At 69.8% G+C, this 26,674-nt stretch carries 23 protein-coding genes and 7 tRNA genes; 16 read left to right on the forward strand and 14 right to left on the reverse strand.

Features of this window, described 5'->3' with window-relative positions; all coding sequences use genetic code 11:
* Positions 1-35: 35 nt before the first annotated feature.
* The 3 genes from SCNRRL3882_RS21440 to SCNRRL3882_RS21450 form a co-directional block, all read right to left on the reverse strand.
* Positions 36-108 (reverse strand) — tRNA-Gly (locus SCNRRL3882_RS21440).
* 82 nt (positions 109-190) lie between these two features.
* Positions 191-262: transfer RNA gene (locus SCNRRL3882_RS21445), tRNA-Gly, on the reverse strand.
* A gap of 135 nt (positions 263-397) precedes the next feature.
* Positions 398-715 (reverse strand): histone-like nucleoid-structuring protein Lsr2, encoded by a 318-nt coding sequence (locus SCNRRL3882_RS21450; protein ID WP_010045046.1) that lies wholly within the window; start codon positions 713-715, stop codon positions 398-400.
* Positions 716-982: 267 nt separating this feature from the next.
* On the opposite strand from SCNRRL3882_RS21450, the gene purS reads away from it, so the two are divergent.
* From purS to purM, 9 genes are all read left to right on the forward strand, one after another.
* Positions 983-1,246 carry a phosphoribosylformylglycinamidine synthase subunit PurS gene (gene purS / locus SCNRRL3882_RS21455; protein WP_010045045.1) on the forward strand — a complete coding sequence of 88 codons (264 nt, stop codon included), beginning with the start codon at positions 983-985 and terminating at the stop codon, positions 1,244-1,246.
* A complete protein-coding gene (purQ, locus tag SCNRRL3882_RS21460; RefSeq protein WP_010045044.1) occupies positions 1,243-1,923 on the forward strand; it encodes a phosphoribosylformylglycinamidine synthase subunit PurQ in 681 nt (226 codons plus the stop codon). Before purS ends, purQ begins: the two co-directional genes overlap by 4 nt.
* Positions 1,920-4,178: a phosphoribosylformylglycinamidine synthase subunit PurL gene (gene purL, locus SCNRRL3882_RS21465; protein WP_010045043.1), complete on the forward strand. Its 2,259-nt coding sequence runs from the start codon at positions 1,920-1,922 to the stop codon at positions 4,176-4,178. Before purQ ends, purL begins: the two co-directional genes overlap by 4 nt.
* Before the next feature lie 103 nt (positions 4,179-4,281).
* Positions 4,282-4,782, forward strand: a complete 501-nt coding sequence (locus tag SCNRRL3882_RS21470; RefSeq protein WP_010045041.1) for an ArsR/SmtB family transcription factor — start codon at positions 4,282-4,284, stop codon at positions 4,780-4,782.
* A gap of 22 nt (positions 4,783-4,804) precedes the next feature.
* Positions 4,805-5,638 (forward strand): M23 family metallopeptidase, encoded by an 834-nt coding sequence (locus tag SCNRRL3882_RS21475; RefSeq protein WP_010045038.1) that lies wholly within the window; start codon positions 4,805-4,807, stop codon positions 5,636-5,638.
* Positions 5,639-5,643: 5 nt separating this feature from the next.
* Positions 5,644-6,441, forward strand: coding sequence for a maleylpyruvate isomerase family mycothiol-dependent enzyme (locus SCNRRL3882_RS21480; RefSeq protein WP_010045036.1), 798 nt, complete (start codon positions 5,644-5,646; stop codon positions 6,439-6,441).
* A 37-nt stretch (positions 6,442-6,478) separates the two neighbouring features.
* The gene (locus SCNRRL3882_RS21485; RefSeq protein ID WP_010045035.1) at positions 6,479-7,258 is read left to right on the forward strand and encodes an META domain-containing protein; all 780 of its coding nucleotides are present in this window, start codon (positions 6,479-6,481) and stop codon (positions 7,256-7,258) included.
* A gap of 63 nt (positions 7,259-7,321) precedes the next feature.
* The gene (gene purF, locus SCNRRL3882_RS21490; protein ID WP_010045033.1) at positions 7,322-8,851 is read left to right on the forward strand and encodes an amidophosphoribosyltransferase; all 1,530 of its coding nucleotides are present in this window, start codon (positions 7,322-7,324) and stop codon (positions 8,849-8,851) included.
* Positions 8,852-8,896: 45 nt separating this feature from the next.
* Positions 8,897-9,964, forward strand: a complete 1,068-nt coding sequence (purM, locus tag SCNRRL3882_RS21495) for a phosphoribosylformylglycinamidine cyclo-ligase (protein ID WP_010045031.1) — start codon at positions 8,897-8,899, stop codon at positions 9,962-9,964.
* A gap of 69 nt (positions 9,965-10,033) precedes the next feature.
* Here the strand turns inward: purM and SCNRRL3882_RS21500 are convergent, their stop codons facing one another.
* Positions 10,034-10,285, reverse strand: a complete 252-nt coding sequence (locus tag SCNRRL3882_RS21500) for a DUF3073 domain-containing protein (protein WP_010045029.1) — start codon at positions 10,283-10,285, stop codon at positions 10,034-10,036.
* 299 nt (positions 10,286-10,584) lie between these two features.
* Entirely contained in the window at positions 10,585-11,688 is a 1,104-nt protein-coding gene (locus SCNRRL3882_RS21505) for a Leu/Phe/Val dehydrogenase (protein WP_029181534.1), read from the reverse strand.
* 223 nt (positions 11,689-11,911) lie between these two features.
* Between SCNRRL3882_RS21505 and SCNRRL3882_RS21510 the strand changes: the two genes are divergently transcribed.
* On the forward strand, positions 11,912-12,757 hold the full coding sequence (locus tag SCNRRL3882_RS21510) for a hypothetical protein (RefSeq protein WP_010045025.1): 846 nt from the start codon (positions 11,912-11,914) through the stop codon (positions 12,755-12,757).
* Positions 12,758-13,353: 596 nt separating this feature from the next.
* Positions 13,354-13,560, forward strand: a complete 207-nt coding sequence (gene bldC, locus SCNRRL3882_RS21515; RefSeq protein WP_003949541.1) for a developmental transcriptional regulator BldC — start codon at positions 13,354-13,356, stop codon at positions 13,558-13,560.
* A gap of 459 nt (positions 13,561-14,019) precedes the next feature.
* Here bldC and SCNRRL3882_RS21520 read toward each other — a convergent pair whose 3' ends face one another.
* The 3 genes from SCNRRL3882_RS21520 to hrpA form a co-directional block, all read right to left on the reverse strand.
* Positions 14,020-14,220, reverse strand: coding sequence for a DUF6274 family protein (locus tag SCNRRL3882_RS21520; protein WP_010044998.1), 201 nt, complete (start codon positions 14,218-14,220; stop codon positions 14,020-14,022).
* 350 nt (positions 14,221-14,570) lie between these two features.
* Positions 14,571-14,645, reverse strand: a tRNA-Asp gene (locus SCNRRL3882_RS21525).
* A 93-nt stretch (positions 14,646-14,738) separates the two neighbouring features.
* On the reverse strand, positions 14,739-18,683 hold the full coding sequence (hrpA, locus tag SCNRRL3882_RS21530) for an ATP-dependent RNA helicase HrpA (RefSeq protein ID WP_010044997.1): 3,945 nt from the start codon (positions 18,681-18,683) through the stop codon (positions 14,739-14,741).
* A 149-nt stretch (positions 18,684-18,832) separates the two neighbouring features.
* Between hrpA and SCNRRL3882_RS21535 the strand changes: the two genes are divergently transcribed.
* Positions 18,833-19,021, forward strand: coding sequence for a hypothetical protein (locus tag SCNRRL3882_RS21535; RefSeq protein ID WP_010044996.1), 189 nt, complete (start codon positions 18,833-18,835; stop codon positions 19,019-19,021).
* Positions 19,022-19,097: 76 nt separating this feature from the next.
* Here the strand turns inward: SCNRRL3882_RS21535 and SCNRRL3882_RS21540 are convergent.
* The 4 genes from SCNRRL3882_RS21540 to SCNRRL3882_RS21555 all read right to left on the reverse strand — a co-directional run bounded on the left by SCNRRL3882_RS21540 (position 19,098) and on the right by SCNRRL3882_RS21555 (position 21,047).
* Positions 19,098-19,171 (reverse strand) — tRNA-Phe (locus SCNRRL3882_RS21540).
* A 24-nt stretch (positions 19,172-19,195) separates the two neighbouring features.
* Positions 19,196-19,270 (reverse strand) — tRNA-Asp (locus SCNRRL3882_RS21545).
* A 37-nt stretch (positions 19,271-19,307) separates the two neighbouring features.
* Positions 19,308-19,380: transfer RNA gene (locus SCNRRL3882_RS21550), tRNA-Glu, on the reverse strand.
* A gap of 80 nt (positions 19,381-19,460) precedes the next feature.
* Positions 19,461-21,047, reverse strand: a complete 1,587-nt coding sequence (locus SCNRRL3882_RS21555; RefSeq protein ID WP_010044995.1) for a metallophosphoesterase family protein — start codon at positions 21,045-21,047, stop codon at positions 19,461-19,463.
* 83 nt (positions 21,048-21,130) lie between these two features.
* On the opposite strand from SCNRRL3882_RS21555, the gene SCNRRL3882_RS21560 reads away from it, so the two are divergent.
* The 4 genes from SCNRRL3882_RS21560 to SCNRRL3882_RS21575 all read left to right on the forward strand — a co-directional run bounded on the left by SCNRRL3882_RS21560 (position 21,131) and on the right by SCNRRL3882_RS21575 (position 24,761).
* Positions 21,131-21,481 (forward strand): metallopeptidase family protein, encoded by a 351-nt coding sequence (locus tag SCNRRL3882_RS21560; RefSeq protein WP_010044994.1) that lies wholly within the window; start codon positions 21,131-21,133, stop codon positions 21,479-21,481.
* Between the two features lie 87 nt (positions 21,482-21,568).
* Positions 21,569-22,108 (forward strand): hypothetical protein, encoded by a 540-nt coding sequence (locus tag SCNRRL3882_RS21565; protein ID WP_010044992.1) that lies wholly within the window; start codon positions 21,569-21,571, stop codon positions 22,106-22,108.
* Positions 22,109-22,427: 319 nt separating this feature from the next.
* Positions 22,428-24,503, forward strand: coding sequence for a DEAD/DEAH box helicase (locus tag SCNRRL3882_RS21570; RefSeq protein ID WP_010044990.1), 2,076 nt, complete (start codon positions 22,428-22,430; stop codon positions 24,501-24,503).
* Between the two features lie 185 nt (positions 24,504-24,688).
* Positions 24,689-24,761 (forward strand) — tRNA-Lys (locus SCNRRL3882_RS21575).
* A gap of 120 nt (positions 24,762-24,881) precedes the next feature.
* On the opposite strand, the gene SCNRRL3882_RS21580 is transcribed toward SCNRRL3882_RS21575, so the two are convergent.
* Both SCNRRL3882_RS21580 and SCNRRL3882_RS21585 read right to left on the reverse strand, forming a co-directional pair.
* The gene (locus tag SCNRRL3882_RS21580) at positions 24,882-25,742 is read right to left on the reverse strand and encodes an RNA polymerase sigma factor SigF (RefSeq protein WP_010044987.1); all 861 of its coding nucleotides are present in this window, start codon (positions 25,740-25,742) and stop codon (positions 24,882-24,884) included.
* A gap of 330 nt (positions 25,743-26,072) precedes the next feature.
* Positions 26,073-26,567, reverse strand: a complete 495-nt coding sequence (locus tag SCNRRL3882_RS21585; RefSeq protein ID WP_086012571.1) for a MarR family transcriptional regulator — start codon at positions 26,565-26,567, stop codon at positions 26,073-26,075.
* Positions 26,568-26,674: the final 107 nt, after the last annotated feature.

Genomic DNA, 26,674 nt, shown 5'->3' on the forward strand with positions numbered 1-26,674 from the left:
GACCCCGGTCCATCAGGACCGGGGTCTCATTCCCGAGCGGACGACGAGGCTCGAACTCGCGACCTCAACCTTGGCAAGGTTGCGCTCTACCAACTGAGCTACGTCCGCATGTGCTCCCGACCGGCTCTCACCGATCGGTGCGGGCACCAGCCTACCTGATCCACCAGAGTGGTAGGTACTGGCGATGCAGAGCGGGTGACAGGAATCGCACACTGCGCCTTCCCCCTGGAAGGGGGATGTTCTACTACTGAACTACACCCGCATGTTTCCGTGAGCCGGGCCTTTCGGCCTCGCCCCTCGGCGTGCTCCAGACTCTAGCTGATCAGCCGGGGTGCTGCGCAAGTCGGTTGCCGCGAGGGGCGCGTGACCGGTCGTCCGGCCGGGCTCACCGGGCTGTTCACTGCGCGGCGGTGAACGCCTCGTAGACCTTCTTGGGGATGCGCCCGCGCGCGGGGACCTCCATCTTGTTGGCCTGGGCCCAGGCCCGCACCGCCGACGGGTCGGGGGCGACCTCCGTCTGCCGGTACGCCCTGCCCGAGCGGGACCGCTTGCGACCGGCCTCCACGTAGGGCGCGAGCGCCTTCCGCAGTTCGCCGGCATTGACTTCGTTCAGGTCGATCTCGTACGACTTGCCGTCCAGTCCGAAGGCGATCGTTTCCGCCGCTTCCGAGCCGTCGATGTCGTCAAAGAGAGTGACCACGACCTTCTGCGCCACGAATATCGGTCCCTTCCTGCGGCACTTGCCAATTCATTTCTACAGTGCCTGACAATGCAATGTGAAACCCGACTAAATCTGCCCGCGTGTCCGAACGCAATAGGTTCCGGGTGTCGACCCGGAATCTTTCCCGGAAATTTTCGCGTGTGGGTCCGTCGATGCAGGATCGTGATGACCGTCACGTAGTTTCCTACAAGTCAACGCGCGTAGAAATTTTGTGCGGGTAGTCTGAAGGAACCTGCTCAGCACCACACACCGGGAGTGCCAGTGGCACGCGTCGTAGTCGACGTCATGCTCAAGCCGGAGATCCTCGACCCCCAGGGCCAGGCGGTGCAGCGCGCACTGCCGCGGCTGGGTTTCGAAGGGATCTCGGACGTCCGCCAGGGAAAGCGTTTCGAACTGGAAGTTGACGGGCCGGTCGACGAGGCCGCCCTCGCCCGCATTCACGATCTTGCGGAGTCCTTCCTCGCGAACACCGTGATCGAGGACTTCACCGTCCGGGTCGAGGAAGTCGCGGAGGCCGTGAAGTGACCGCTCGTATTGGCGTCGTCACTTTCCCCGGCAGTCTGGACGACCGGGACACGCAGCGCGCGATCCGCCTCGCGGGCGCCGAGCCGGTCGCCCTGTGGCACAAGGACAAGGACCTCAAGCAGGTCGACGCCGTGGTGCTGTGCGGTGGTTTCTCCTACGGCGACTATCTGCGCGCCGGGGCCATCGCCCGCTTCTCGCCGGTCATGGAGCCGCTCATCGAGCAGGCGAAGGCCGGCCTCCCGGTCCTCGGCATCTGCAACGGCTTCCAGATCCTCACCGAGGCCCACCTGCTGCCCGGCACGATGCTGCGCAACAACCACCTGCACTTCATCTGCCGCGACCAGAAGCTGCGGGTGGAGAACGCCGAGACGGCCTGGACCAGCGACTACACCGCCGGCCAGGAGATCCACATCCCGCTGAAGAACATCGACGGGCAGTACGTCGCCGACCGGCACACGCTGGACGCGCTGGAGGCCGAGGGCCGGGTCGCCTTCCGGTACCTGGACGTCAACCCCAACGGCTCGAACAACGACATCGCGGGCGTCACCAACGAGGCCGGCAACGTCGTAGGCCTCATGCCGCACCCCGAGCACGCCGTCGAGCCGCTGATCGGCACCGGTCGTACCGACGGCCTCCCGTTCTTCACCTCGATCCTCAAGAAGCTGGTCAACGCATGAGCCGGACGCCTCTGGACACGGTCGAGCACGCGGCCGCGACCCCCGACGTCGAGCTGCCCTGGGCCGAACTGGGCCTGAAGAAGGACGAGTACGAGCGCGTGGTCGAGATCCTCGGCCGCCGGCCCACCGGGGCCGAGCTCGCCATGTACTCGGTGATGTGGTCGGAGCACTGCTCGTACAAGAGCAGCAAGGTGCACCTGCGCCAGTTCGGCGAGAAGGCACCCGAGAACGACGCCCTGCTCGTCGGCATCGGCGAGAACGCCGGTGTCGTGGACGTCGGCCAGGGCTACGCGGTCACCTTCAAGGTCGAGTCGCACAACCACCCGTCGTACGTCGAGCCCTACCAGGGCGCGGCCACGGGTGTCGGCGGCATCGTCCGCGACATCATCGCCATGGGCGCCCGGCCGGTCGCGGTCGTCGACCCGCTGCGCTTCGGCGCCGCCGACCACCCCGACACCAAGCGCGTCCTGCCGGGCGTCGTCGCGGGCATCGGCGGCTACGGCAACTGCCTGGGGCTGCCCAACATCGGCGGCGAGGTCGTCTTCGACTCCTGCTACCAGGGCAACCCCCTGGTCAACGCCGGATGCATCGGCGTGATGCGGCACGAGGACATCCACCTCGCGAAGGCGTCCGGCGCGGGCAACAAGGTCATCCTCTACGGGGCCCGCACCGGCGGCGACGGCATCGGTGGCGCCTCCATCCTGGCCTCCGAGACCTTCGACGACGCCAAGCCCTCCAAGCGCCCGGCCGTCCAGGTCGGCGACCCCTTCCAGGAGAAGCTCCTCATCGAGTGCACCCTGGAGGCCTTCAAGGAGAAGCTGGTCGTCGGCATTCAGGACCTCGGCGCGGCCGGCCTGTCCTGCGCCACCTCCGAGCTCGCCTCGAACGGCTCGGGCGGCATGCGCGTGACGCTGGACGACGTCCCGCTGCGCGACTCCACGCTCTCGCCCGAGGAGATCCTCATGAGCGAGTCGCAGGAGCGCATGTGCGCGGTCGTCGAGCCGGAGAAGGTCGACCGCTTCCTGGAGATCTGCGAGAAGTGGGACGTCATCGCCACCGTCATCGGTGAGGTGACCGACGGCGACCGCCTGGAGATCTACTGGCACGGCGGCAAGATCGTCGACGTCGACCCGCGCACGGTGGCCCACGAGGGCCCGGTCTACGAGCGCCCGTACGCCCGTCCGTCCTGGCAGGACGCCCTCCAGGCGGACGACGCGAACAAGCTGCCGCGACCGGCGACGAGCGAGGAGCTGAAGGACCAGGTCCGGAAGCTGGTCGGCTCCCCGAACCAGGCCTCCAAGTCCTGGATCACCTCCCAGTACGACCACTTCGTGCAGGGCAACACGGTCCTCGCCCAGCCCGAGGACTCCGGCATGATCCGCATCGACGAGGAGACCGGCCTCGGCGTGGCCCTCGCCACGGACGGCAACGGCCGGTACGCCAAGCTCGACCCGTACGCGGGCGCGCAGCTGGCGCTGGCGGAGGCGTACCGCAACGTCGCCACGACGGGCGCCAAGCCGCTCGCCGTGTCCGACTGCCTGAACTTCGGTTCGCCCGAGGACCCGGCGGTGATGTGGCAGTTCGCGGAGGCCGTGCGCGGTCTGGCGGACGCCTGCCAGCAGCTCGGCACCCCGGTGACCGGCGGCAACGTCTCCCTGTACAACCAGACGGGCGAGGCCGCCATCCACCCGACCCCGGTGGTCGCGGTCCTGGGCGTCATCGACGACGTGGCCCGCCGCACGCCGGTCGCCTTCCAGGAGGAGGGGCAGCTGCTCTACCTCCTCGGCGACACGCGTGAGGAGTTCGGCGGTTCCGCCTGGTCGCAGGTCGTGCACGACCACCTCGGTGGTCTGCCGCCCAAGGTCGACCTGGAGCGCGAGCGGCTGCTCGCCGAGATCCTGATCGCCGCCTCCCGCGACGGCATGATCGACTCCGCGCACGACCTCTCCGACGGCGGTCTGATCCAGGCGGTCGTCGAGTCGGCACTGCTGGGCGGCAAGGGCGCGCGCCTGATCGTCCCGGACGGTCTGGACGCCTTCACGTTCCTCTTCTCCGAGTCGGCGGGCCGCGCGGTCGTGGCCGTGCCGCGTTCGGAGGAGGTCCGCTTCAACGACATGTGCGGTGCGCGGGGCCTGCCGGCCACCCGTATCGGTGTCGTGGACGGCGACTCGGTGGACGTCCAGGGCGAGTTCACGCTCCCCCTCTCCGAGCTGCGCGAGCTCCACGAGGGGACCATCCCGGCCCTGCTGGCGTAGGCAACTCGCTCCGAAGCCCTCGTCCGGGCCGCCGGGCGGGGGCTTCGCCGTGTCCGGATTCCGCTCTTGAACGTAATTACGTAGTTCCGTAATCTCGGGTGGCGTGGAACTCGAACAACGCGTCGCCGACCTGGAGCGCCGACTGGCGGCACTGGAAGGCGCCCAGCGCACCGGACCTCGTCTGGACGGCGGCGACTTCTGGGCCCTGAACGGGCTGAAGGAGCAACTGTCCGAGACAGGGGCCACCGACGGAGGCGTCCTGTACACCGGCTCCGTGCGGCTGCCGACGGGTGAGGAGTACGCCTGGCAGCTGGGCGCCCTCACGGAAAACCTGCTGGAGGGCGACTGGACGGCGGCCGCCGAGTCGTTCGCGGCCCTCGGCCACCCGGTCCGGCTCCGGCTGCTGCGCGAGATCCTCGGCGGTCGGCGCACCGCGGCGGAACTCGCCGAGCTGGACGAGGTCGGCACGACCGGCCAGATCTACCACCACCTGCGCCAGCTCACCGGCACCGGCTGGCTGCACACGACCGGCCGGGGCCGCCACGAGGTGCCGCCGGGGCGGGTCGTACCGCTGCTGGTGGCGCTGGCGACGGCCCGTCCGTAGAAGCGCGTCGAGGGGGAACAGGATGTCCGCACGCAAGCTCGGCATGGTGGCTTTCCGGGGGCTGCAGCTGGCCTTCATCGCATTGGTGGTCGCGCACATCTGCTTCGACTGGGGCTACCACGCCCTGTGGAACTGCCTGCCGCTGGTCCTGGCGTACGTCGTCGTCACCGTCGCCAACCGGTGGGGCGGTGCCCCGGACAGCCCCCGGGCGGCCCGCGAGCCCGTCGAGGTCGATCCGCCGGTCACCGGCCGCTGGTCCGCGCTGAACAGCCCGGCCGACCGCACCCCGAGCCACGGCGTCCACGCCCACGGTCAGACATACGCGATCGACATCCTCGCCGAGCCCGAGCCGGGCGCCCGCCCCGCCTTCCGGTGGCTGTGGCCGCTCGCCCGCCGCCCCCAGGACTTCCCGGCCTTCGGCGCCCCGATCCTCGCGGTCGCCGACGCCACGGTCGTCCGGGCCGCCGACGGGCAGCGCGACCACCTGAGCCGCACCTCCCTGCCGGGGTTGCTGTACCTGCTGCTCGTTGAGGGCTCGGTGCGCGAGCTGGCCGGCACCGGGCGCATCCTCGGCAACCACCTCGTCCTCGACCTCGGCAACGGCACCCACGCCGCCTACGCCCATCTCCAGCGCGGCTCCCTCACCGTCCGCGAGGGCGACCGCGTCCGCGCCGGGCAGCCGATCGCCCGCTGCGGCAACTCGGGCAACTCCTCCGAGCCGCACCTGCACTTCCAGCTGATGGACGGCCCGGACCCGGACGCGGCCCGGGGCGCGCCCTTCACCTGGCGCGGAATCGGCGTGCCGCGCAACGGAGAGATCTTCGAGGCGCCGCCGGCGGCCGTCGCTCTAGGCTGACCCCCATGCCTCCGGCCAAGAAGCGCACCCGCAGCTACGATCCCGTCAAGATCCAGGCGGCCGTGTTCGCCCAGTTCGGGAACGTGCGGCAGGCCGTCCGCACCCTCACCCCCGAGCAGCTCGACCTGCCGACCAGGCTCGGTGACTGGACGGTCCGGGAGCTGGCGGCCCACGTGACCATGGCCGTGGAGACCGTCAGCCGCAACCTCGACCGCGACGAGCCGGCGAAACCGGAACTCGGCCTCCTCGACTGGCCCTTCGCCACCGCCGTCCGAGCCGCCGACATCGACGACGGCACCCGGCAGCTCGCCGAGGCCAACCCCGACCTCGACACCCTGTACGACAGGACCGAGGAGCGCCTCGCCGAGAAGCTCGCGGCCGCCCCCGGCACCCGCGTCCTCGCCGCGCGCACCGGCGCCATGACCCTCGCCGACTACCTCGTCACCCGCACCGTCGAACTCGTCGTCCACACCGACGACCTCAACGCCGCCGTCCCCGGCCTGGACATCCCCTACGACCGTCAGGCCCTGGCCGCCTGCACCCGGCTGCTGGCCGACGCGCTCGCCGTGAAGGCCCCCGGCGGCTCGACGGAGGTGCGGGTGCCGCCGTACGCGGTGGTGCAGTGCGTGGAGGGGCCCCGGCACACCCGCGGCACGCCGCCCAACGTCGTCGAGACGGACCCGCTGACCTGGATCCGGCTCGCGACCGGGCGGGTGTCCTGGGCGCAGGCTCTGGAGGACGCCAAGGTCAGCGCGAGCGGGGAGCGGGCGGATCTGTCGGCCCACCTGCCCCTGATGACATAAGGGGAACCGATCCCCCCGGGTCCCCCGTCGAAGTGGCATGGACAGGCAGAAGCAGCGCATGACCCTGACGGCCGCCGCCATGCTCGTCCCGCTCATGGCGGCCTGCGGCAACGAGAAGGCGGGCAGCGGCAGCGGTTCGGTCGGTGCCGAGAAGCCGGTGACGGTGACAGGCGTGCGGTGGAGCGTGGACAGCGTCACCGCCGACGGAAAGACCCAGAAGGCCCCCACCGGCGCCCACGTGACCATCGACAAGGGCCGGGCCGAGGGCAGTCTCGGCTGCAACAAGTTCGGCGCCGAGGCCACCGTCGACGGCGACCGCGTCAAGCTCGGCATGACCAGGTCCACCCAGATGGCCTGCGAGAACACGCCCGTGGAGTTCGAGGAGACCCTCGCCCGCACGCTCTCCGGCCGGGAGTTCGAGGCCCGGATGGACGGCGACCGCCTCACCCTCACCACCGGCCAGGGCGACACCGTCCGCCTGACCAAGGCGAAGGACGCCCCGCTGAGCGGCACCAAGTGGACCGTCACGACCCCGGAAACCGACGGCCGCGCCCACCTCACCTTCGACGCGAAGAAGGGCACGGTCTCCGGCAGCCTCGGCTGCAACAAGGTGAACGCCGAGGCCACCGTCCGCGACGGCGATATCACCCTCGGCCCCCCGTCCACGACCCGAATGATGTGCGAAGACTCACTCATGTCCGACGAGAAGGCCCTGCTGCGACTTTTCGACGGGAAGCTGAAGTACGGAGTCGATCACCAAACCCTGACGCTGACCAGCGAAAACGGTACGAGTGTGCGAGCCGTCGCCGAGCGGTGATCCACTGAAAAGTCCGGTATCCCCAATTCGGACCAGTGGACGACCTCGCCTACACTCGGTGGCGTGCCACGTGGTGACGGACGACTCAACCACGACCTGCTCCCCGGTGAGAAGGGCCCCCAGGACGCTTGTGGCGTCTTCGGTGTCTGGGCTCCGGGCGAAGAGGTCGCCAAGCTCACGTACTTCGGGCTCTACGCCCTCCAGCATCGAGGCCAGGAATCCGCGGGAATCGCGGTCAGCAACGGCTCACAGATCCTCGTCTTCAAGGACATGGGCCTGGTCTCCCAGGTCTTCGACGAGACCTCACTCGGTTCGCTCCAGGGTCACATCGCGGTCGGTCACGCCCGCTACTCGACCACCGGCGCCTCCGTGTGGGAGAACGCCCAGCCGACCTTCCGCGCGACCGGACACGGCTCCATCGCGCTCGGTCACAACGGCAACCTCGTCAACACCGCCCAGCTCGCCGAGATGGTCGCCGACCTGCCCAAGCAGGAAGGCGGCCGTACGCCGCGCGTCGCGGCCACCAACGACACGGACCTGCTCACCGCGCTCCTCGCGGCCCAGGTCGACGAGGACGGCAAGCCGCTGACCATCGAGGAGGCCGCGCACAGCGTCCTCCCGCAGGTCAAGGGCGCCTTCTCGCTCGTCTTCATGGACGAGCACACCCTGTACGCGGCCCGCGACCCGCAGGGCATCCGCCCCCTGGTCCTCGGCCGGCTGGAGCGCGGCTGGGTCGTGGCCTCCGAGTCCGCGGCCCTCGACATCTGCGGCGCCTCCTACGTCCGCGAGATAGAGCCGGGCGAGTTCGTCGCCATCGACGAGAACGGCCTGCGCACGTCCCGGTTCGCGGAAGCGAAGCCCAAGGGCTGTGTCTTCGAGTACGTGTACCTGGCCCGTCCCGACACCGACATCGCCGGCCGGAACGTCTACCTCTCCCGCGTGGAGATGGGCCGCCGCCTGGCGAAGGAGTCCCCGGTCGAGGCCGACCTGGTGATAGCGACCCCGGAGTCCGGCACCCCGGCGGCCATCGGTTATGCCGAGGCCTCCGGCATCCCCTTCGGCGCCGGCCTGGTGAAGAACGCCTACGTCGGCCGTACGTTCATCCAGCCCTCGCAGACCATCCGACAGCTGGGCATCCGCCTGAAGCTGAACCCGCTGAAGGAAGTCATCAAGGGCAAGCGCCTGGTCGTCGTCGACGACTCGATCGTGCGCGGCAACACCCAGCGGGCCCTGGTCCGCATGCTCCGCGAGGCGGGCGCCGCCGAGGTCCACATCCGGATCTCCTCGCCGCCCGTGAAGTGGCCCTGCTTCTTCGGCATCGACTTCGCCACCCGCGCCGAGCTCATCGCCAACGGCATGACGATCGAGGAGATCGGCACCTCCCTGGGCGCCGACTCCCTGGCCTACATCTCCATCGACGGCATGATCGAGGCGACCACCATCGCCAAGCCGAACCTGTGCCGCGCCTGCTTCGACGGCGAGTACCCGATGGATCTCCCGGACCCCGAGCTGCTCGGCAAGCAGCTCCTGGAGACGGAGCTGGCCGCCGGCCCGGCCGCCACGGCCGCCGCCGACGCGATCCGCCGCCCGTAGGCAGCCCGCAAAACCTGCTGTACGACACGAAGGTTCTCATTAGCCATGTCTGAGACAACTGGTGCCAGCTACGCAGCCGCGGGCGTCGACATCGAAGCGGGCGACCGCGCCGTCGAGCTGATGAAGGAGTGGGTGAAGAAGGCCCAGCGCCCCGAGGTCCTCGGCGGCCTCGGCGGCTTCGCCGGCCTCTTCGACGCCTCCGCCCTGAAGAACTACGAGCGGCCCCTGCTCGCCTCCGCCACGGACGGCGTCGGCACCAAGGTCGACATCGCCCGCCGGCTGGGCGTCTACGACACGATCGGCCACGACCTGGTCGCCATGGTCATGGACGACATCGTGGTGTGTGGCGCCGAGCCGCTGTTCATGACCGACTACATCTGCGTCGGCAAGGTCCACCCCGAGCGCGTCGCAGCCATCGTCAAGGGCATCGCCGAGGGCTGTGTGCTGGCCGGCTGCGCCCTGGTCGGCGGCGAGACGGCCGAGCACCCGGGCCTGCTGGGCGAGGACGACTTCGACGTCGCCGGCGCCGGTACGGGCGTCGTGGAGGCCGACCGGCTGCTCGGCGCGGATCGTATCCGGACGGGTGACGCGGTGATCGCCATGGCGTCCTCCGGTCTTCACTCGAACGGGTACTCCCTCGTCCGGCACGTCCTGCTCGACCAGGCCGGCCTCGCGCTGGACACCCACGTCGACGAGCTCGGCCGCACCCTCGGCGAGGAACTGCTGGAGCCGACGAAGATCTACTCGCTGGACTGCCTGGCCCTGATGCGCACCACCGAGGTGCACGCCTTCAGCCACGTCACCGGCGGCGGACTCGCGGCGAACCTGGCCCGGGTCATCCCGGACGACCTGCACGCGATCGTCGACCGCTCCACCTGGACCCCGGCCCCGATCTTCGACCTCGTCGGCACGACGGGTCAGGTCGAGCGCCTGGAGCTGGAGAAGACCCTGAACATGGGCGTCGGCATGATCGCGATCGTGCCGCAGGAGTCCACGGACGTGGCCCTGGCGACCCTGGCCGACCGTGGTGTGGACGCCTGGGTGGCCGGAGAGATCACGGACAGGGGCGAGCACACCACTGGTGCCGCCCTGATCGGTGACTACGCCGGCTGAAGACCTGAACGCAGCACAGAACCCGGTCGGTGACCGAGGTCACCGACCGGGCAAATGCTCAGTGCAAGGTCAAGCGCCGCGACGATGCTGCGAGGACTGGGTGTCCTCGTCCTCGTCGTCGTCCTCGTAGAGGTCGGCGTACCGTGCGTACAGGTCGTCGTCCTGATCATCGTCCTCGAACGGCCCGCCGTTAGGCGGCTGCGGATTCGAAGGCGATGCACCCAGCTCCTCGGCCAGGCGTGAGAGGTCAGTCCCACCGCTGTTGTACTTCAGCTGGCGGGCGACCTTCGTCTGCTTGGCCTTGGCCCGGCCGCGCCCCATGGCTCGACCCCCTCAACGACGGGGCTCGACGGCCCCAGAGTCTTGACACGCGTTCATGGTCCGGAACGGCCTCTCCGCAGAGAGACCGGCCCGTAGGGCTTCCACGGTACCTGAGCCCGCGCCCATACGGTACGTCGCCCGTATGACGTGCCCGCGCCCAGGACCTTCGAGGCGCCCCGTCCTCGCTGGTCAACCGCGATTTTAACCACTTCTCGGCGGTCGACCCGCCGGTAGAAGTGAGAGTTCTCTCTAACTGCCCACCGACGGGTACCGGCCAAACGTGCGAGCGCGCTGCCGAATCAGCGCGCCCGGCGGGCCGCTGCCGCGTCGTGCATGCGCTGCTCGGCGATCCGGTCGGCCGCGGCAGCCGGCGGAATACCGTCCTCCTTCGCACGTGCGAATATGGCCAGCGTGGTGTCGAAGATCTTCGCCGCCTTCGCCTTGCACCGCTCGAAGTCGAAGCCGTGCAGTTCGTCGGCCACCTGGATGACACCGCCGGCGTTCACCACGTAGTCCGGCGCGTAGAGGATCCCGCGGTCGGCGAGGTCCTTCTCCACGCCCGGGTGGGCGAGCTGGTTGTTGGCCGCGCCGCAGACCACCTCGGCGGTCAGCACCGGCACGGTGTCGTCGTCCAGTGCCCCACCCAGCGCGCAGGGGGCGTAGATGCCCAGCCCGTCGATGCGGATCAGCTCGTCGGTGTCCTTCACGGCCATGACGTCCCGGTGCCGCTCGGTGATCCGCCGTACGGCGTCCTCGCGCACGTCAGTGACGAAGACCTCGGCGCCCTCCTTCACGAGGTGCTCCACCAGGTGGTGGCCGACCTTGCCGACGCCGGCGATGCCGACCCGCTTCGCGCGCAGCGACGGGTCGCCCCACAGGTGCTGCGCGGAGGCCCGCATGCCCTGGTAGACGCCGTAGGCGGTGAGGACGGAGGAGTCCCCGGCGCCGCCGTTCTCCGGGGAGCGGCCGGTGGTCCAGCGGCACTCGCGGGCCACCACGTCCATGTCGGCGACGTACGTGCCGACGTCGCAGGCGGTGACGTAGCGCCCGCCGAGGGAGGCGACGAACCGGCCGTAGGCGAGGAGCAGCTCCTCGCTCTTGATCCGCTCCGGGTCGCCGATGATCACGGCCTTGCCGCCGCCGTGGTCGAGACCGGCCATGGCGTTCTTGTACGACATCCCGCGGGCGAGGTTCAGCGCGTCGGCGACCGCCTCGGCCTCGTTCGCGTACGGGTAGAAGCGCGTACCGCCGAGCGCGGGGCCCAGGGCGGTGGAGTGGATGGCGATGACGGCCTTGAGGCCGCTCGCGCGGTCCTGACAGAGCACGACTTGCTCATGACCCCCCTGGTCCGAGTGGAACAGGGTGTGCAGTACATCAGCAGGTGCGCCGGTTACGTCGGTCACTGTGGTGACTCCTGAGTAAGTTGCGGCGGGTGGAGACCAGCTCCCGTGCGGGTGGCGGGGGCTGCTGAGCATGAGATTAGAGCCTGGTGGGCCCGCCGGCCGCACAGTGCTCAGGATCACCTCCGACCGGAGTACACCCGTGCGACGATTTGCATAGATTTCCCGCGCGTTTGTGAGTGGGTTCCGCAGGTTTTCGCGACGGTGCGCGGGGGAGGGAGCAGGCGTGCCCAAGGTGTCCTCGGTGATCGTCCCCTACGCGACCTATCTGCGCGTGTACGAGCCGCTGGCCGCCTTCGCCGAGCCGGAGCGCAGCCACTGGGCCCGCTACGCCCGCCGTCCGGACCGTCCCTCGTACCAGGACGAACTCCGCCGTGCCCTGGCCGACTTGGCGCCCACCCCGCCGGTCCTCGTGCCGGTGCACGAGAGCGAGGACGCCTTCGTGCTGGACGTCGACGGCGTCGTCTGCGTCTGCCCCTGGCGCACCCGGCTGCGCGGCTGGCAGGCCCTGGACGAGCTCTCCGAGGAGCTGCCGCCGCCCGTCCTGGACGCGGTCCTGCCGCCCTTCCTGCGCCGCCAGGCGGCCCAGGACTACGAACGCTGGCTGGCGGACAACCCGGACGCCCGGCCGTGGATCCGTACGGCGACCTGGCAGGTGCCGATCAACTGGTTCGTGCTGGTCTCCGACGAGGAGCGCGAGTACGACAAGGGCGACAGCGTGCACAGCCCGCCGGTGCTGCGCTACCGCACGCCCATGGTCCAGGCCCGGCGCCGGGTGGCCCGGGGCCTGCGGGCCCTGAAGGAGGCCATGGACGAGGGGCCGCTGATCGACGGCCTGGTGGACGTCGGGCGCTGGCTGGAGGAGTTCCACCCGCGCTCGCTCGTGGAGCTGGACTACGGCGGCCTGGTGCACGCCGTGCCGGCCGGGGCGCTGGAGGACGACCACTCGGCGGCGGACGTCGCCGAGGGGATCGCCGCGCTGCGCCGGGGCGACGGGGCGGCGGCCGGGGAGGCGTACGCCCGCCTGGTGGACCGGTGGCGTTCCGTGCGGGATCTGCGGTCGGCGAACTGACCTCTGACCTTCGGTTCCTACGGACCGCTCGTGACCGGTCACGAACAGGCGTTTGACGTATCGCCCGTTTTGGGGTTACGTCCTCGCACCGGCGTTCCTGAAGAGCGCTCTGCGTGCGCTGAAGCCTTGTCAACAACGGACGTAGGTCCCGATCCGGGCGTACCTCTCAAGTAGGCCAAGCGTGACGGACTACACGTACGTGGCCCTTGCGCCCCTTGCCCCTCCTCATGCCAAAATAGGACAAGGAGTCCGGGGGGCTCCTTCCGTCCCGTTGTGCTGCATTGTGGGCGGAATCTCAGCATTGCACGCTTTGGGGGGTCTTGTGACTCCTGATCGCCCTGTGACTGATCGTCACAGTGGCGTGACTGTCCGCTATGGCATGGTCCATCGGCTTCCGTCGCTGATGAACACCTGGGAGGGCAATTCCATCGGTTTGGCCGACGCGGCTGGACAGATGGTGTAGTTGTAGTGCCGAGGACAAGCCGTTCGTCCTATAACCGACTCGACTCGCGTCCGCCATTTCGGGCAACGCGGGTCAAGGTGCAGAATTTAGAGGAAAGAACCGAGAAGGTTCGGTTCTCCCGAGGAGGCCGCTCATGACCGCTCGCACCCCTGATGCCGAGCCGCTGCTGACCCCGGCTGAGGTCGCCACCATGTTCCGCGTCGACCCCAAGACGGTCACGCGGTGGGCGAAGGCCGGCAAGCTCACGTCGATCCGCACGCTCGGCGGGCATCGCCGCTACCGCGAGGCAGAGGTCCGCGCTCTGCTCGCGGGCATTCCGCAGCAGCGCAGCGAGGCCTGAACAACTGAATAACCGGGCGAACCGGCTGGTCCCCCATCAGCCGAGACGTCCGAACCACAGCTCCAAGCGACGCGGGTCCTGCCCCAACAGGCCCCACGCCCACGCCAGTCAGAGCTTTCCAGGCATATGACAGGGTGCGTCGTCGATCGCGCTGGACTCCGCCGGGTCCAGCGCGATCTTTTTTGTGCGCCGGCTGTCGGTCTCGTGGCGTGGCTGTGAGCGGCCTTGTCGGAGTCTGGGGAGGGGCGTGGGATCCCTTGTGTGCGGCACCGTCGAAGGGGTGCAATTGCACATATTAAATTGACCCGTTGTAGGCGGGGTGTAAGTACCGCACTTTCCAAAACTCATGCAGTGACACCCGTCACATACCGAGCGGCTTGTTAGCTCCGCCGCGGGTGCGGTAGTGGAGCCACCGGCTCCAGCACCCCGTGTACGAACGGGCGTTGAGGCCGGCTTCGGTCAGGCTCGCGCCGGACTCTCGTTCTCGACGGGCTCCTGGGAGGTCTGGGCGGTGCGTGGAGCGGTCTGGGCGGACTCCATCGCCAGCCGCAGCAGGTGATGGCAGATCGGACAGTGGCGAGTGAGATGCCGGTACGACGACGCGGCCGCCAGGTGTGCACGGAGCAGGGCCCGCGTCTCGTGCCTAGCCGATGCCGCCATACGCCACCTCCGGAAGGCCGAACCGGGAACGGCCCTGGTTTCTGGGTACCGAGGGAACGAGAGGCCGTCAAGACGGCGTGAGGGCCCCCGAGGGGGCATCGCACAGGTCAGGGGCGCACAAACGAACTTGGATGCGGGAGGTCCGGACGAGTGAAGCTCGGACGACAGAAGAGCCCGGATCCGGAAGACCCGGGCTCTTTCACTGCGGTCCTGACGGGATTTGCTGTGCTTGATTGCGGCTGCGCCGCGGGCGCGGCCTCCACCTCGGCAGGGTGGCGAGGGAGCGCGGTCGTTGGTCACGAGAAAGGGCTCGCGCCCCTTGCGGGGTGCGAGCCCTCTTTCTCTCACTGCGGTCCTGACGGGATTTGAACCCGCGGCCTCCACCTTGACAGGGTGGCGAGCACTCCAAACTGCTCCACAGGACCAGGTTTCGCGGCGCGATTTCTGCGTTGCGCTGCGAGAAGAGACTGTACAGGAGGGTGGGGCCCTGGTCGAACTCACCCTGCGTGCGCACGTGATTACGGCACTGCCGCGTCGATCGCCTTCACGATCCGCTTGTCGGAGACGGGGTACGCCGTGCCCAGCGCGTGGGCGAAGTAGCTGACCCGGAGCTCCTCGATCATCCAGCGGATGTCCAGGACCGACGACGGCACCGGCCTCCCCTGCGGCATCTGCTCCAGGAGCCAGGCGTACTCGTCCTGCATCTCGTGGACCTTCTGCATCCGCGAGGTGTCCCGCTGGACGTTCGTCGGCATCTGCGTCAGACGCCGGTCCGCGGCCACCAGGTAGCGCATCAGGTCCGGCATGCGGCGCAGACCCGCCTCCGTCACGAAGCCGGGCTTCACGAGGGCGTCCAGCTGCTTCCGCACGTCCTGGAGGTTCGGCAGCAGCGCGGGGCTGCGTACGGCCTTCAGACGGCGTTCACAGGCCTGCCAGGCGGCCAGCACCTGCTGCACCTGGCCCACGGTGCGGACGGTCGTGTCGACGATCTCGGCGCGCACCTTGTCGTACAGCTTCCGGTACGACTCCTCGTCCCACGCCGGCCCGCCGAAGTCCGCGATCAGCCGGTCGGCGGCCGCCATCGCGCAGTCGTCGAACAGCGCCTGGACGGAGCCGTGCGGATTCGCGGACAGCGCCAGCTTCTGCGCGTTCGTCAGCTTCTCGGAGGCGAACTTCGCCGGGTTCACCGGGATGTTGCGCAGGATCAGGCGGCGGGTGCCCTTCCACATGGCCTGCGCCTGTTCCGCCTCCGTGTCGAAGAGCCGTACGGAGACGGTGTCGCCGTCGTCGACCAGCGCCGGGTACGCCTTCACCGGCTGGCCGGCCCGCCGGGTCTCGAAGACGCGGGTGAGCGTGCCGATCGTCCAGTCCGTGAGGCCCTTGCGCTCCAGGGACTCGCCGCCCTGGCGTTCCGCCGTCGCGGCCGCGGCCTGGGAGAGGGCCTTGCGGGCCTTCGGCCGGAGTCTGAGCTTCAGCGCCTCCAGGTCCTTGTCCTCGGCGAGCTTGCGGCGCCGCTCGTCGACGATCCGGAACGTGACCTTGAGGTGGTCGGGGACCTTGGACCAGTCGAAGTCCTCGGCCTCGAAGGGCACCCCGACCATGCGCCTCAACTCGCGGGTCATGGTCGTGGTGAGCGGTTCCTGGAGCGGGACGGCCCTGTCCAGGAACGCCTTCGCGTAGTTCGGCGCGGGCACGTAGTTGCGGCGGATCGGTTTGGGCAGGGACCGGATGAGCTCCGTGACGAGCTCCTCCCGCAGGCCCGGGATCTGCCAGTCGAAGCCCTCGTCCGTGACCTGGTTGAGCACCTGGAGCGGGATGTGGACGGTCACACCGTCCGCGTCCGCGCCCGGCTCGAACTGGTACGTCACGCGGAACTTGAGGTTCCCCTGCCGCCAGGAGTCCGGATAGTCCGCCTTGGTGACCTCGCCCGCCTTCTCGTTGATGAGCATCTCGCGCTCGAAGTCGAGGAAGTCGGGCTGCTCGTGGCGCTTGTGCTTCCACCAGGAGTCGAAGTGGGCGCCGGAGACGACGTGTTCGGGGATCCGCTGGTCGTAGAAGTCGAACAGCGTCTCGTCGTCGACCAGGATGTCCCGGCGCCGGGCCCGGTGCTCCAGCTCCTCGACCTCGGTGAGGAGTCTGCGGTTGTCCGAGAAGAACTTGTGGTGCGTGCGCCAGTCGCCCTCGACGAGCGCGTTCCGGATGAACAGCTCGCGGCTGGTCTCCGGGTCGATCCGCCCGTAGTTGACCTTCCGCTGGGCCACGATCGGCACGCCGTACAGCGTGACCTTCTCGTACGCCATCACGGCTGCCTGGTCCTTCTCCCAGTGCGGCTCGCTGTAGGTGCGCTTGAGGAGGTGGCCGGCGAGGGGTTCGACCCACTCGGGCTCGATCTTGGCGTTGACCCGGGCCCAGAGGCGGGAGGTCTCGACGAGTTCGGCGGACATCACGAAGCGCGGGGGCTTCTTGAAGAGGGCCGAGCCGGGGAAGACCGCGAACTTGGCGTTGCGGGCGCCCAGGTACTCGTTCTTCGCGCCCTCCTTCACGTCCTTCATCCCGATGTGGGACAGCAGGCCGGCGAGCAGGGAGACGTGGATGCGGTCGGCCGGGGCATCGTCCTCGTTGAGGTGGATGCCCATCTGCTTCGCGACCGTGCGCAGCTGGCTGTAGATGTCCTGCCATTCGCGGATGCGAAGGAAGTTGAGGTACTCCTGCTTGCACATCCGGCGGAAGGAGGACGAGCCGCGCTCCTTCTGCTGCTCGCGGATGTAGCGCCAGAGGTTCAGGTAGGCCAGGAAGTCGCTGGTCTCGTCCTTGAAGCGGGCGTGCTGCTGGTCGGCCTGGGTCTGCTTGTCGGCGGGGCGCTCGCGGGGGTCCTGGATGGACAGCGCGGCGGCTATGACCATGACCTCGCGCACACAGCCGTTCTTGTCCGCCTCCAGGACCATGCGGGCCAGCCGCGGGTCGACGGGCAGCTGGGCGAGCTTGCGGCCGGTGTCCGTGAGCCGCTTGCGGGGGTCCTTCTGCGCCGGGTCGAGGGCGCCCAGTTCCTGGAGGAGTTGCACGCCGTCGCGGATGTTGCGGTGGTCCGGCGGGTCGATGAAGGGGAACTTCTCGATGTCGCCGAGGCCGGCCGCGGTCATCTGCAGGATGACGGAGGCGAGGTTCGTCCGGAGGATCTCCGCGTCCGTGAACTCCGGGCGGGCGTTGAAGTCGTCCTCGCTGTAGAGGCGGATGCAGATGCCGTCCGACGTACGGCCGCAGCGGCCCTTGCGCTGGTTGGCGCTGGCCTGGGAGACCGGCTCGATGGGGAGGCGCTGGACCTTGGTGCGGTGGCTGTAGCGGGAGATCCGTGCGAAGCCCGGGTCGATGACGTACTTGATGCCCGGGACGGTGAGGGACGTCTCCGCGACGTTCGTGGCCAGAACGATCCTGCGTCCGGTGTGGGGCTGGAAGACGCGATGCTGTTCGGCGTGGGAGAGCCGGGCGTAGAGCGGCAGGATCTCCGTGAAGCGGTAGTTCTTCTTGGTCAGGGCGTCGGCCGTGTCCCGGATCTCCCGCTCGCCCGACAGGAAGACCAGGATGTCGCCCTGACCCTCCTTCTGGAGCTCCTCGACGGCGTCGATGATCGCGGTGATCTGGTCGCGGTCGGCGTCGTCGCCGTCCTCCTCCAGGAGCGGCCGGTAGCGGACCTCCACGGGGTACGTACGGCCGCTGACCTCGACGATCGGGGCGTCGCCGAAGTGCCGGGAGAAGCGCTCGGGGTCGATGGTGGCCGAGGTGATGACGACCTTGAGGTCGGGGCGCTTCGGCAGCAGCTGGGCGAGGTAGCCCAGCAGGAAGTCGATGTTGAGGGACCGCTCGTGGGCCTCGTCGATGATGATCGTGTCGTAGGCGCGCAGCTCGCGGTCGGTCTGGATCTCGGCGAGCAGGATGCCGTCCGTCATGAGCTTGACGAACGTGGCGTCCGGGTCGACCTGGTCCGTGAAACGGACCTTCCAGCCGACGGCCTCGCCCAGCGGGGTGTCCAGCTCCTCCGCCACGCGTTCGGCGACGGTGCGGGCGGCGATCCGGCGGGGCTGGGTGTGCCCGATCATGCCGCGGACCCCGCGGCCGAGCTCCATGCAGATCTTCGGGATCTGCGTGGTCTTCCCGGAACCGGTCTCACCGGCGACGATCACGACCTGGTGGTCGCGGATGGCGTCGGCGATCTCGTCCTTCTTCTGGCTGACCGGCAGCTGCTCGGGGTACGTGATCCCGGGCACGCGGGCGCGGCGCCCGGCCATCCGCTCCTCGGCCTTGCCGATCTCCGCCTCGATCTCGGCCAGCACGGCGGCGCGTGCCTCCGGCTTACGGATCTTGCGCGCACCTTCGAGCCTGCGCCCGAGCCGGTGCGCGTCGCGCAGGGACAGCTCGGTCAGGCGGGGGGCGAGGGCGCCGAGGGCGGGGGCGGATTGCGTAGACATACGCGATCCAGGATCTCATCCCGCCGATTTTTGTGGCTAACGCTTTTGTCTCGGGCGGTCCGACCAGGCCGGCCCCTCGGCCCGGGCCTGCCGGAGGGAGGCCCGCCTGAGACGATGGCGCGGTTCATCACACGAAAACGGGGTCCATCATGCTCGTGCTCATACTGTCGCTCGTCGTCCTGCTCGTCATCGGCGGCTGTGTCTGCGTCTTCTGGGCGGCCCGGGGGGACGCCCCGCGCTGGGCACGTGGTGTGGCCAAGGTGACGCTGCTCGGCAGCGAACTGGCCCGCAGTGCGAGCCGGAATTCCGGCTCACGGCAAAGCGGCGGGGACGACTAGGCGCTGCCAGACGACACGAAAGAGCCCCTCTCCGGTGAGAGTCGGAGAGGGGCTCAAGCCCTGGTGAGGGCGGTTGTGGCTGGGGCCGGGGTCGAACCGGCGACCTTCCGCTTTTCAGGCGGACGCTCGTACCAACTGAGCTACCCAGCCACGAGGTTTCACGTGAAACCTCAGCGGTCCTGACGGGATTTGAACCCGCGGCCTCCACCTTGACAGGGTGGCGAGCACTCCAAACTGCTCCACAGGACCAAGCGTGTCGTACGACAGTGTCGCACAGGGTGGTGCGTGCCCCCAACGGGATTCGAACCCGTGCTACCGCCTTGAAAGGGCGGCGTCCTAGGCCGCTAGACGATGAGGGCTATCGGCCCGCCTGGGCGCTTCTCAGCGCGTCGGGGACGTGAGAAGCATATGGGATGGCGGGAGCTATCGCCAAAACGGTTTAGGGGGAGCCGGCGGGGGACCCCGTCGGCGGCTCCGTCGCGGGGGTGGTCGGGGACTGTGTCGCGCCGGGCTGGTTCTCCTCCGGGAGGTGGCGACTGACCTCGGCTGTCGTGAGGCCCAGGCCGCCCAGTTCGATCTCGTCCCAGGCCTGGAGGTGGCGGGTGTTCCGGTCGAAGTAGAGGATCGACGCTTCGATGGGGTCCGGGTGCTTGCCCTCGATGGCACGCAGGCCGCTGCCGCCCGTGGAGCCCTCGATGCGCAGCCGGGTGCCGTACTTCAGGACTTCCATCTCGTCGTGGTGGAGGTGGCCGGCCAGCACCAGCGGCACCTCGCCGTCGACCTCGCGGGCCGCCGACGGTTCGTGGGCGATGGCGACGTCCACCGGGGTGCCGGCGGTGCGCTGGTCGCGCAGGGCCGTGGCCAGGCGGGCGCCGGCCAGCTCCTGGGACTGCTCGGCGCCGGGCTGCTTCGAGCGGTCCGGGGTGAACTGCGGGTCGCCGATGCCCGCGAAGCGCAGACCCTTGATCGTCTTGGCCCGGCCGTCGTCCAGGACGTGGACGTTCTTCAGGCCCTCCAGATAGCGCTGCGTGATCATCGAGTCGTGGTTGCCGCGGACCCAGACGTAGGGGGCCCCGAGGTCCTCGATGGGGTCCAGGAAGCCGTTCTCGGCGGCCGTGCCGTGGTCCATCGTGTCGCCCGAGTCGACGATCACGTCCACCTTGTACTGCTCCACCAGCGAGGCGATGATCTTCCAGCTCGCCGGGTTCAGGTGGATGTCGGAGACGTGCAGGACCCGGATGGTCGAGGGGTCGGGCGCGTAGGCCGGGAGGGTCGAGGTGGCGTCGTAGAGCTTGGTGACGTTGGTGACCAGGCGGGCCAATTCCTTCTGGTAGACGTCGAATTCGGTGACGATGCTGCGCGCGTTGCCGACCAGGGAGGGGGCCGAGGTGAGCAGTCCGGAGAACTTGGGTTCCAGGACGGAGTCGGGGCGCCAGGTGGCGTACGCCGTGCCGCCGGAGGCGGCGAGGAGGGTGAGCGCGAGGCCGCCGGCGGCCAGGGCGCGGCGGGGGCGGCGGTAGACCGCGAGGCCGAGCGCGGTGGCGCCGCCGACGACGGCGACGGATGACCGTACGGCCAGGTCGAGGGTGCCGCGTCCGACGTCCTCGGTGACCTCGTCCTGGAGGCCGGAGAGCCGCTCGGGGTGGTCGACCAGGGCCTGGGAGCGGACCGGGTCGAGCTGGTCGACGTTCACGTCCAGACGGACGGGGGCGATGTGGCTGTCCAGCTGCAGGGCGCCCAGCGGCGAGATGTTGATCTTGGTGCCGCCGGTGAAGGAGGGGCGCAGCGTCATGGTGGTGTTCATGGGGCCGACCGGGACCCGGACATTGCCCACGACCAGCAGGCCCAGCCAGGCGCCGAGGAGGACCACGGCCACCAGTCCCACCGCACGGGACCACGGGTGCGGCTGCGGCACGAGTTCGATCGTGGCCGGGGCCTGGCGGGAGCGGTAGCGGCGGGCGAGGGCGCGCGGGCCCTTGCGGATCGGGTTCAGGACACTCAGGACTGCGGCGGGGACGCGGGCCATTGGTCCCGTATGCCCAAGTCCCGGGCCGGATATGCGACGCCGGAAGGCTCTCGTACTGCTGTGTCGTGGCCGACAATGGGCCTGTGCTGGAGATGACGCGTGAGGAGTTCGAGGAGCTGGTCGCCGAGGCGCTCGACCGGATCCCGCCGGAGTTGACGCGACTGATGGACAACGTCGCGGTGTTCGTCGAGGACGAACCGCCGTCGGACGATCCCGAGCTGCTCGGGCTGTACGAGGGGACTCCGCTGACCGACCGGGGCGAGTGGTACGCCGGTGTGCTGCCGGACCGGATCACCATCTACCGGAATCCGACGTTGCGGATGTGCGAGTCGCGGGAGGACGTCGTCGCCGAGACGGAGATCACGGTGGTGCACGAGATCGCGCACCACTTCGGCATCGACGACGCGCGCCTTCACGCCCTGGGTTACGGCTGAGCGGGTTGTGAATGCGGGGCGCGTGTCCTCTTGTGGGCGGCGGGAGTTGGAGGTGTTGACTCCATCACCCTTCCCGGAGGTGGCCCCGTGCGCCCCTTGTACGTACCCGTCCGCCTGGCCGCCACGGTCGTGGCCGTCGCCGCCGCCGCCGGCTGTATGAGCGTCGGCGACGACGGCGCGGGAGGGAGCGCCAAGCCGTCGCACTCCGCCGGACAGCGCGGCGGGGAGGCGCCCGACGGCGGGTCGGCGGCGTCGGGCGGCGGTACCGGGTTCGGTGCGGCGGCGGCCGACGGCGAGCGCGGGCACGGCAAGGGCGAGAAGGGGAAGAAGGGCAAGGACGGCGGGCCGGGGGAGTCGGCGTCTCCCGGGGTGTCGCCGTCCGCCGTGGTGAGCGCGCCCGCGCCGGGGCGCGCCAAGCCGGGGAAGCCGGCCAAGCCGACGCCGAAGCCGCCGGCTCCGCCGACGCCCACCCGGACGGCCGAACCCGAGCCCACGCCGACCCCGACCGAGGTGACGGCGTCGCCGGAGCCCACGGACAAGCCGGAGCCGTCGTCGTCGGCGCACGAGCCGCCCGGGCCGCAGCTCGCCCAGCGGGAGCCGGCACCCGAGGCGGGGGCGCCGGCGTAGCCGCGCGGTGAGTGCCGTCGGGCGGGAACAATCTCGGGGGGTGGCTGGTTGGCACCGACGGGAGGTTCTCCGGGCCACTGGGTCACGGAGGGCGTCCCAACTGTCTCCTGCGGAGTCCGGTTTGCCTTGTGGGGCCCGGAGTGCGTATGGTGGCAGATCGTTTGATCCCATCTTGCCCGGCGCCACTGCAGAGCGCGCCGTGTGGCGCGTACTCTCTCCCTTGCCGTGGTGGACCGCATTGAGGCGGTCGTATTGCGAATCGCGAATCACGGAGTTGACGGGCGCGTGCCGACGAGACTCCGGAAGGTTTCGCATTCGCATGTCCATCGCCAGTACTGATCACGTCGTCGTGCCCGAGAACGAGGCAACCGAGGACGCCCCCGAGGTCACTTTCGCCGACCTCGGTCTCCCCGAGGGCGTCGTCCGCAAGCTCGCACAGAACGGCGTGACCACCCCCTTCCCGATCCAGGCCGCGACCATCCCGGACGCCCTGGACGGCAAGGACATCCTCGGCCGGGGCCGCACCGGCTCCGGCAAGACCCTGTCGTTCGGTCTGCCCGCCCTGGCCCAGCTCGCCGGCGGCCGTACCGAGAAGCACAAGCCGCGGGCCGTCATCCTCACGCCGACGCGTGAGCTCGCCATGCAGGTCGCCGACGCGCTCCAGCCCTACGGCGACGTCCTCGGCCTCAAGATGAAGGTCGTCTGCGGCGGTACGTCCATGGGCAACCAGATCTACGCCCTGGAGAAGGGCGTCGACGTCCTGGTCGCCACCCCGGGCCGGCTGCGCGACATCATCAACCGCGGCGCCTGCTCGCTGGAGAACGTGCAGATCGCCGTTCTCGACGAGGCCGACCAGATGTCCGACCTGGGCTTCATGCCCGAGGTGACGGAGCTGCTGGACCAGGTCCCCGCGGGCGGTCAGCGGATGCTCTTCTCCGCGACCATGGAGAACGAGATCAAGACCCTCGTCGACCGGTACCTGAACAACCCGGTGAGCCACGAGGTCGACGCCGCCCAGGGCGCCGTGACGACCATGTCGCACCACATCCTCATCGTGAAGCCCAAGGACAAGGCGCCGGTCACCGCGGCCATCGCGTCCCGCAAGGGCCGCACGATCATCTTCGTCCGCACCCAGCTGGGCGCCGACCGCGTCGCCGAGCAGCTGCGCGACTCCGGGGTGAAGGCCGACGCGCTGCACGGCGGCATGACGCAGGGCGCGCGGACGCGGACCCTGGCCGACTTCAAGGACGGGTACGTCAACGTGCTCGTCGCGACCGACGTGGCGGCGCGCGGTATCCACGTCGACGGCATCGACCTGGTGCTGAACGTGGACCCGGCGGGCGACCACAAGGACTACCTGCACCGCGCCGGCCGTACGGCGCGCGCGGGCCGTACCGGCACCGTCGTCTCCCTCTCCCTGCCGCACCAGCGGCGTCAGATCTTCCGGCTGATGGAGGACGCGGGCGTCGACGCCACGCGCCACATCATCCAGGGCGGCGCGGCCTTCGACCCGGAGGTCGCCGAGATCACCGGTGCCCGGTCGATGACCGAGGTCCAGGCCGAGTCCGTGGGCAACGCCGCTCAGCAGGCCGAGCGTGAGGTCGCCCAGCTCGCCAAGGAGCTGGAGCGGGCGCAGCGGCGTGCGAACGAGTTGCGCGAGGAGTCCGACCGGCTGCTCGCGCGGGTCGCTCGCGAGCGGGGCGAGGAGCCGCAGGCGGCGGTGTCCGGGGAGTCCGCGGAGGTTCCGGCCGGCGTCGAGGTGTCCGTGCCCGAGCAGCGGACCGCGCAGGACGTCGAGCGTGCCGAGGCTGCCACCGCGCCGTACGAGCGGCGGGAGCGTCGTGACGACCGCGGCGGGTTCAGCCGTGACCGGGACCGGTCCTTCGACCGGGACCGTGGTGGTCGTTCCTTCGAGCGTCGTGACGACCGTGGCGGCCGTCCGTTCGAGCGTCGTGACGACCGCGGCGGGTTCAACCGCGACCGGGACCGCGACCGTGGTGGCCGTTCGTTCGAGCGTCGTGACGACCGTGGCGGTTTCCGCCGGGACGACCGGGCTGACCGGGGCGACCGGGGTGAGCGCGGCGGCTTCCGGCGCGACGACCGGGGTGGTCGTTCCTTCGAGCGTCGTGACGACCGTGGCGGCCGTCCGTTCGAGCGTCGTGACGACCGCGGCGGGCGTCCGTTCGAGCGCCGTGACGACCGTGGCGGCTTCCGCCGGGACGAGCGCGGTGGGCACCGTGGCAGCGACCGTCCGTTCAACCGCGACCGCCGGGACGACCGTCCGGGCTACCGCGCCGGCGGCCACGACCGTCCGAACGGCCGTCGTGACGACCACCGTGGCGGCGGTTCCTTCGGTCGCCGCGAGGACAAGCCGCGCTGGAAGCGCAACGGCTGACACAGACGCGTGACGAGCGCCGTGGATCCCTCCTGCGGGCGGGCCACGGCGCTCTGCCGTTCCCGTCCCGCAGGGGTGGATCCGCGGCCGTCACGGGGTCAGTTCCCCCTCCGGCGCGGCCGGTGACCGATACCCGATCGGAGACTCGGCCTCGTCCGGCTATGCTCGTGGGGGCAACATCGCCTGGGCCCTTAGCTCAATTGGCAGAGCAGTGGACTTTTAATCCATTGGTTGTGGGTTCGAGTCCCACAGGGCCTACCGGCAGCGGGCGGAGGACACGGCCTTCGACTTGCTGCGAAGCGCCCCGACCGGTCAGAGCCGGTCGGGGCGCTTCGTCGTTTCCGGATGCGTGCGTGCGTGAGCGGGCGTGTGTGGGCCTCAGCCCGTCGCCAGCATCCCCGACCGCAGGCGGGCCACCGTCCGGGAGATCAGGCGGGAGACGTGCATCTGGGAGATGCCCAGGCGCTTGCCGATGTCCGCCTGGGTGAGTTCCTCGACGAAGCGGAGGTGGAGGATGAGGCGCTGGCGCTCGTCGAGTTCGGCGACCAGGGGAGCCAGCGCGTGGAAGTCCTCGACGAGTTCGAGGGCCGGGTCCTCCTCGCCGATGAACTCGGAGAGCGCGGTGTCGCTGTCCTCCGAGTCGCCGGTGACCGCGGCGTCCAGGGACGAGGAGAGGTAGCCGTTCGCCGCGACCTGGGCCTCGACGACCTCCTCCTCCGAGAGGTTCATGAGCGCCGCCAGCTCCGCGACCTTCGGCGCGCGGCCGAGGCGGGAGGCCAGTTCCTCGGTGGCCTTGGCGAGTTCCGTACGGGCCTCCTGAAGGCGGCGCGGCACGTGCACGGCCCAGGACGTGTCGCGGAAGAACCGCTTGATCTCGCCGATGATGTACGGCACCGCGAAGCTGGTGAACTGGACCTCGCGGGAGACCTCGAACCGGTCGATGGCCTTGATCAGCCCGATGACGCCGACCTGGACGATGTCCTCCATCGACTGGCCGCTCGCACGGAACCGGCGGGCCGCGAACCGCACCAGCGACATGTTCATCTCGATGAGCGTGTTGCGCGCGTACTGGTATTCGGGAGTGCCCTCCTCCAGCACGGCGAGCCGGTCGAGGAACTGTCCGGTCAGATCGCGCGCGTCCTGCGGGGCGAGCTTGTGCGGCTCGGCGATCTGCGGCAGCTCCTCGCCGGTGTCGGTGCCGGAATCCGTCGTCGTACCGATGCGCGTGGTCGCCGTCACGGGCCCTCCCTCGTAGTTCCGGCCCGCTCCCGTCCCCCGTCAGGCCACCTCCAGGCCGCTACCCGCAGTCGCCCGGCTCATGCCCCGTGTCCTCCCCGTCGAGACGTTGACCACAGTCGGCGCAGGTCGGGGCGGTGACGGGGTACCCGCACGGTCGGCTCACGGTACGGGCAGGAGGGCGGGGCGGTGCGGTGCGGAGGACTCGGCAGCGGGACTCGTGGAGCGGACAGTTGTCGTTCGGCAACTATAGTCGTGAGACAACAATCTAGCCGTGCCGTGCGGGCGCGGGGGAGGATCCGGAATGTTCGTCCCGGTGCCACGACGGGCAGTTCAGGCGGTGCGGGTGCCGGGCGCCGACGAGTCGTCGGAGGCGTCGTGTATCTGGGCCGCGGCCGCGTCGCAGAACGCCTCCAGCCCTTGCAGCAGCGCGACCCGCTTGGCGGCGGGCATCTGGTCGAGCACGGCGCGCAGCGTCTGTTCCCGGCGGATGCGCAGGTCGGCCAGGAAGGCGCGGCCCCGCCCGCTGAGGTGCAGCTGTACCTCGCGCCGGTCCGCCGCGCTCACCGCGCGTTCGACGAACCCCGCGGCCTGGAGCCGGTCGCACAGCCGGCTGGTCGAGGGCGGGGTGGAGGCGAGGGAGTCGGCGAGGGTGCGCAGGTTGATGCCCTCGTGGTGCTCCAGGATGAGCAGCACGCGCAGCTGGGACGCCGAGGCGGGTGCGGTGGAGGCACGGCCCCAGAGGACTTCCAGCAACTCCGCGGCCGTGGAGGTCACACGTGCGACCTCTGCTGGCTCAGGGCGGGGTCGGAGGGAAGTCACAGTCACACTCTCGCAGGCACCGGGATGGCCGTCAGCGTACTAGGCGAGCCGCGACCCGGGGCCGACACCGGCCCGCACACCGAGAGCCTTGCCCGAGGGCCCCGCAGAGGTCC

It is taken from the genome of Streptomyces chartreusis NRRL 3882 (genome assembly GCF_900236475.1).
In the GTDB taxonomy this organism is placed as follows: Bacteria; Actinomycetota; Actinomycetes; order Streptomycetales; family Streptomycetaceae; genus Streptomyces; species Streptomyces chartreusis_D.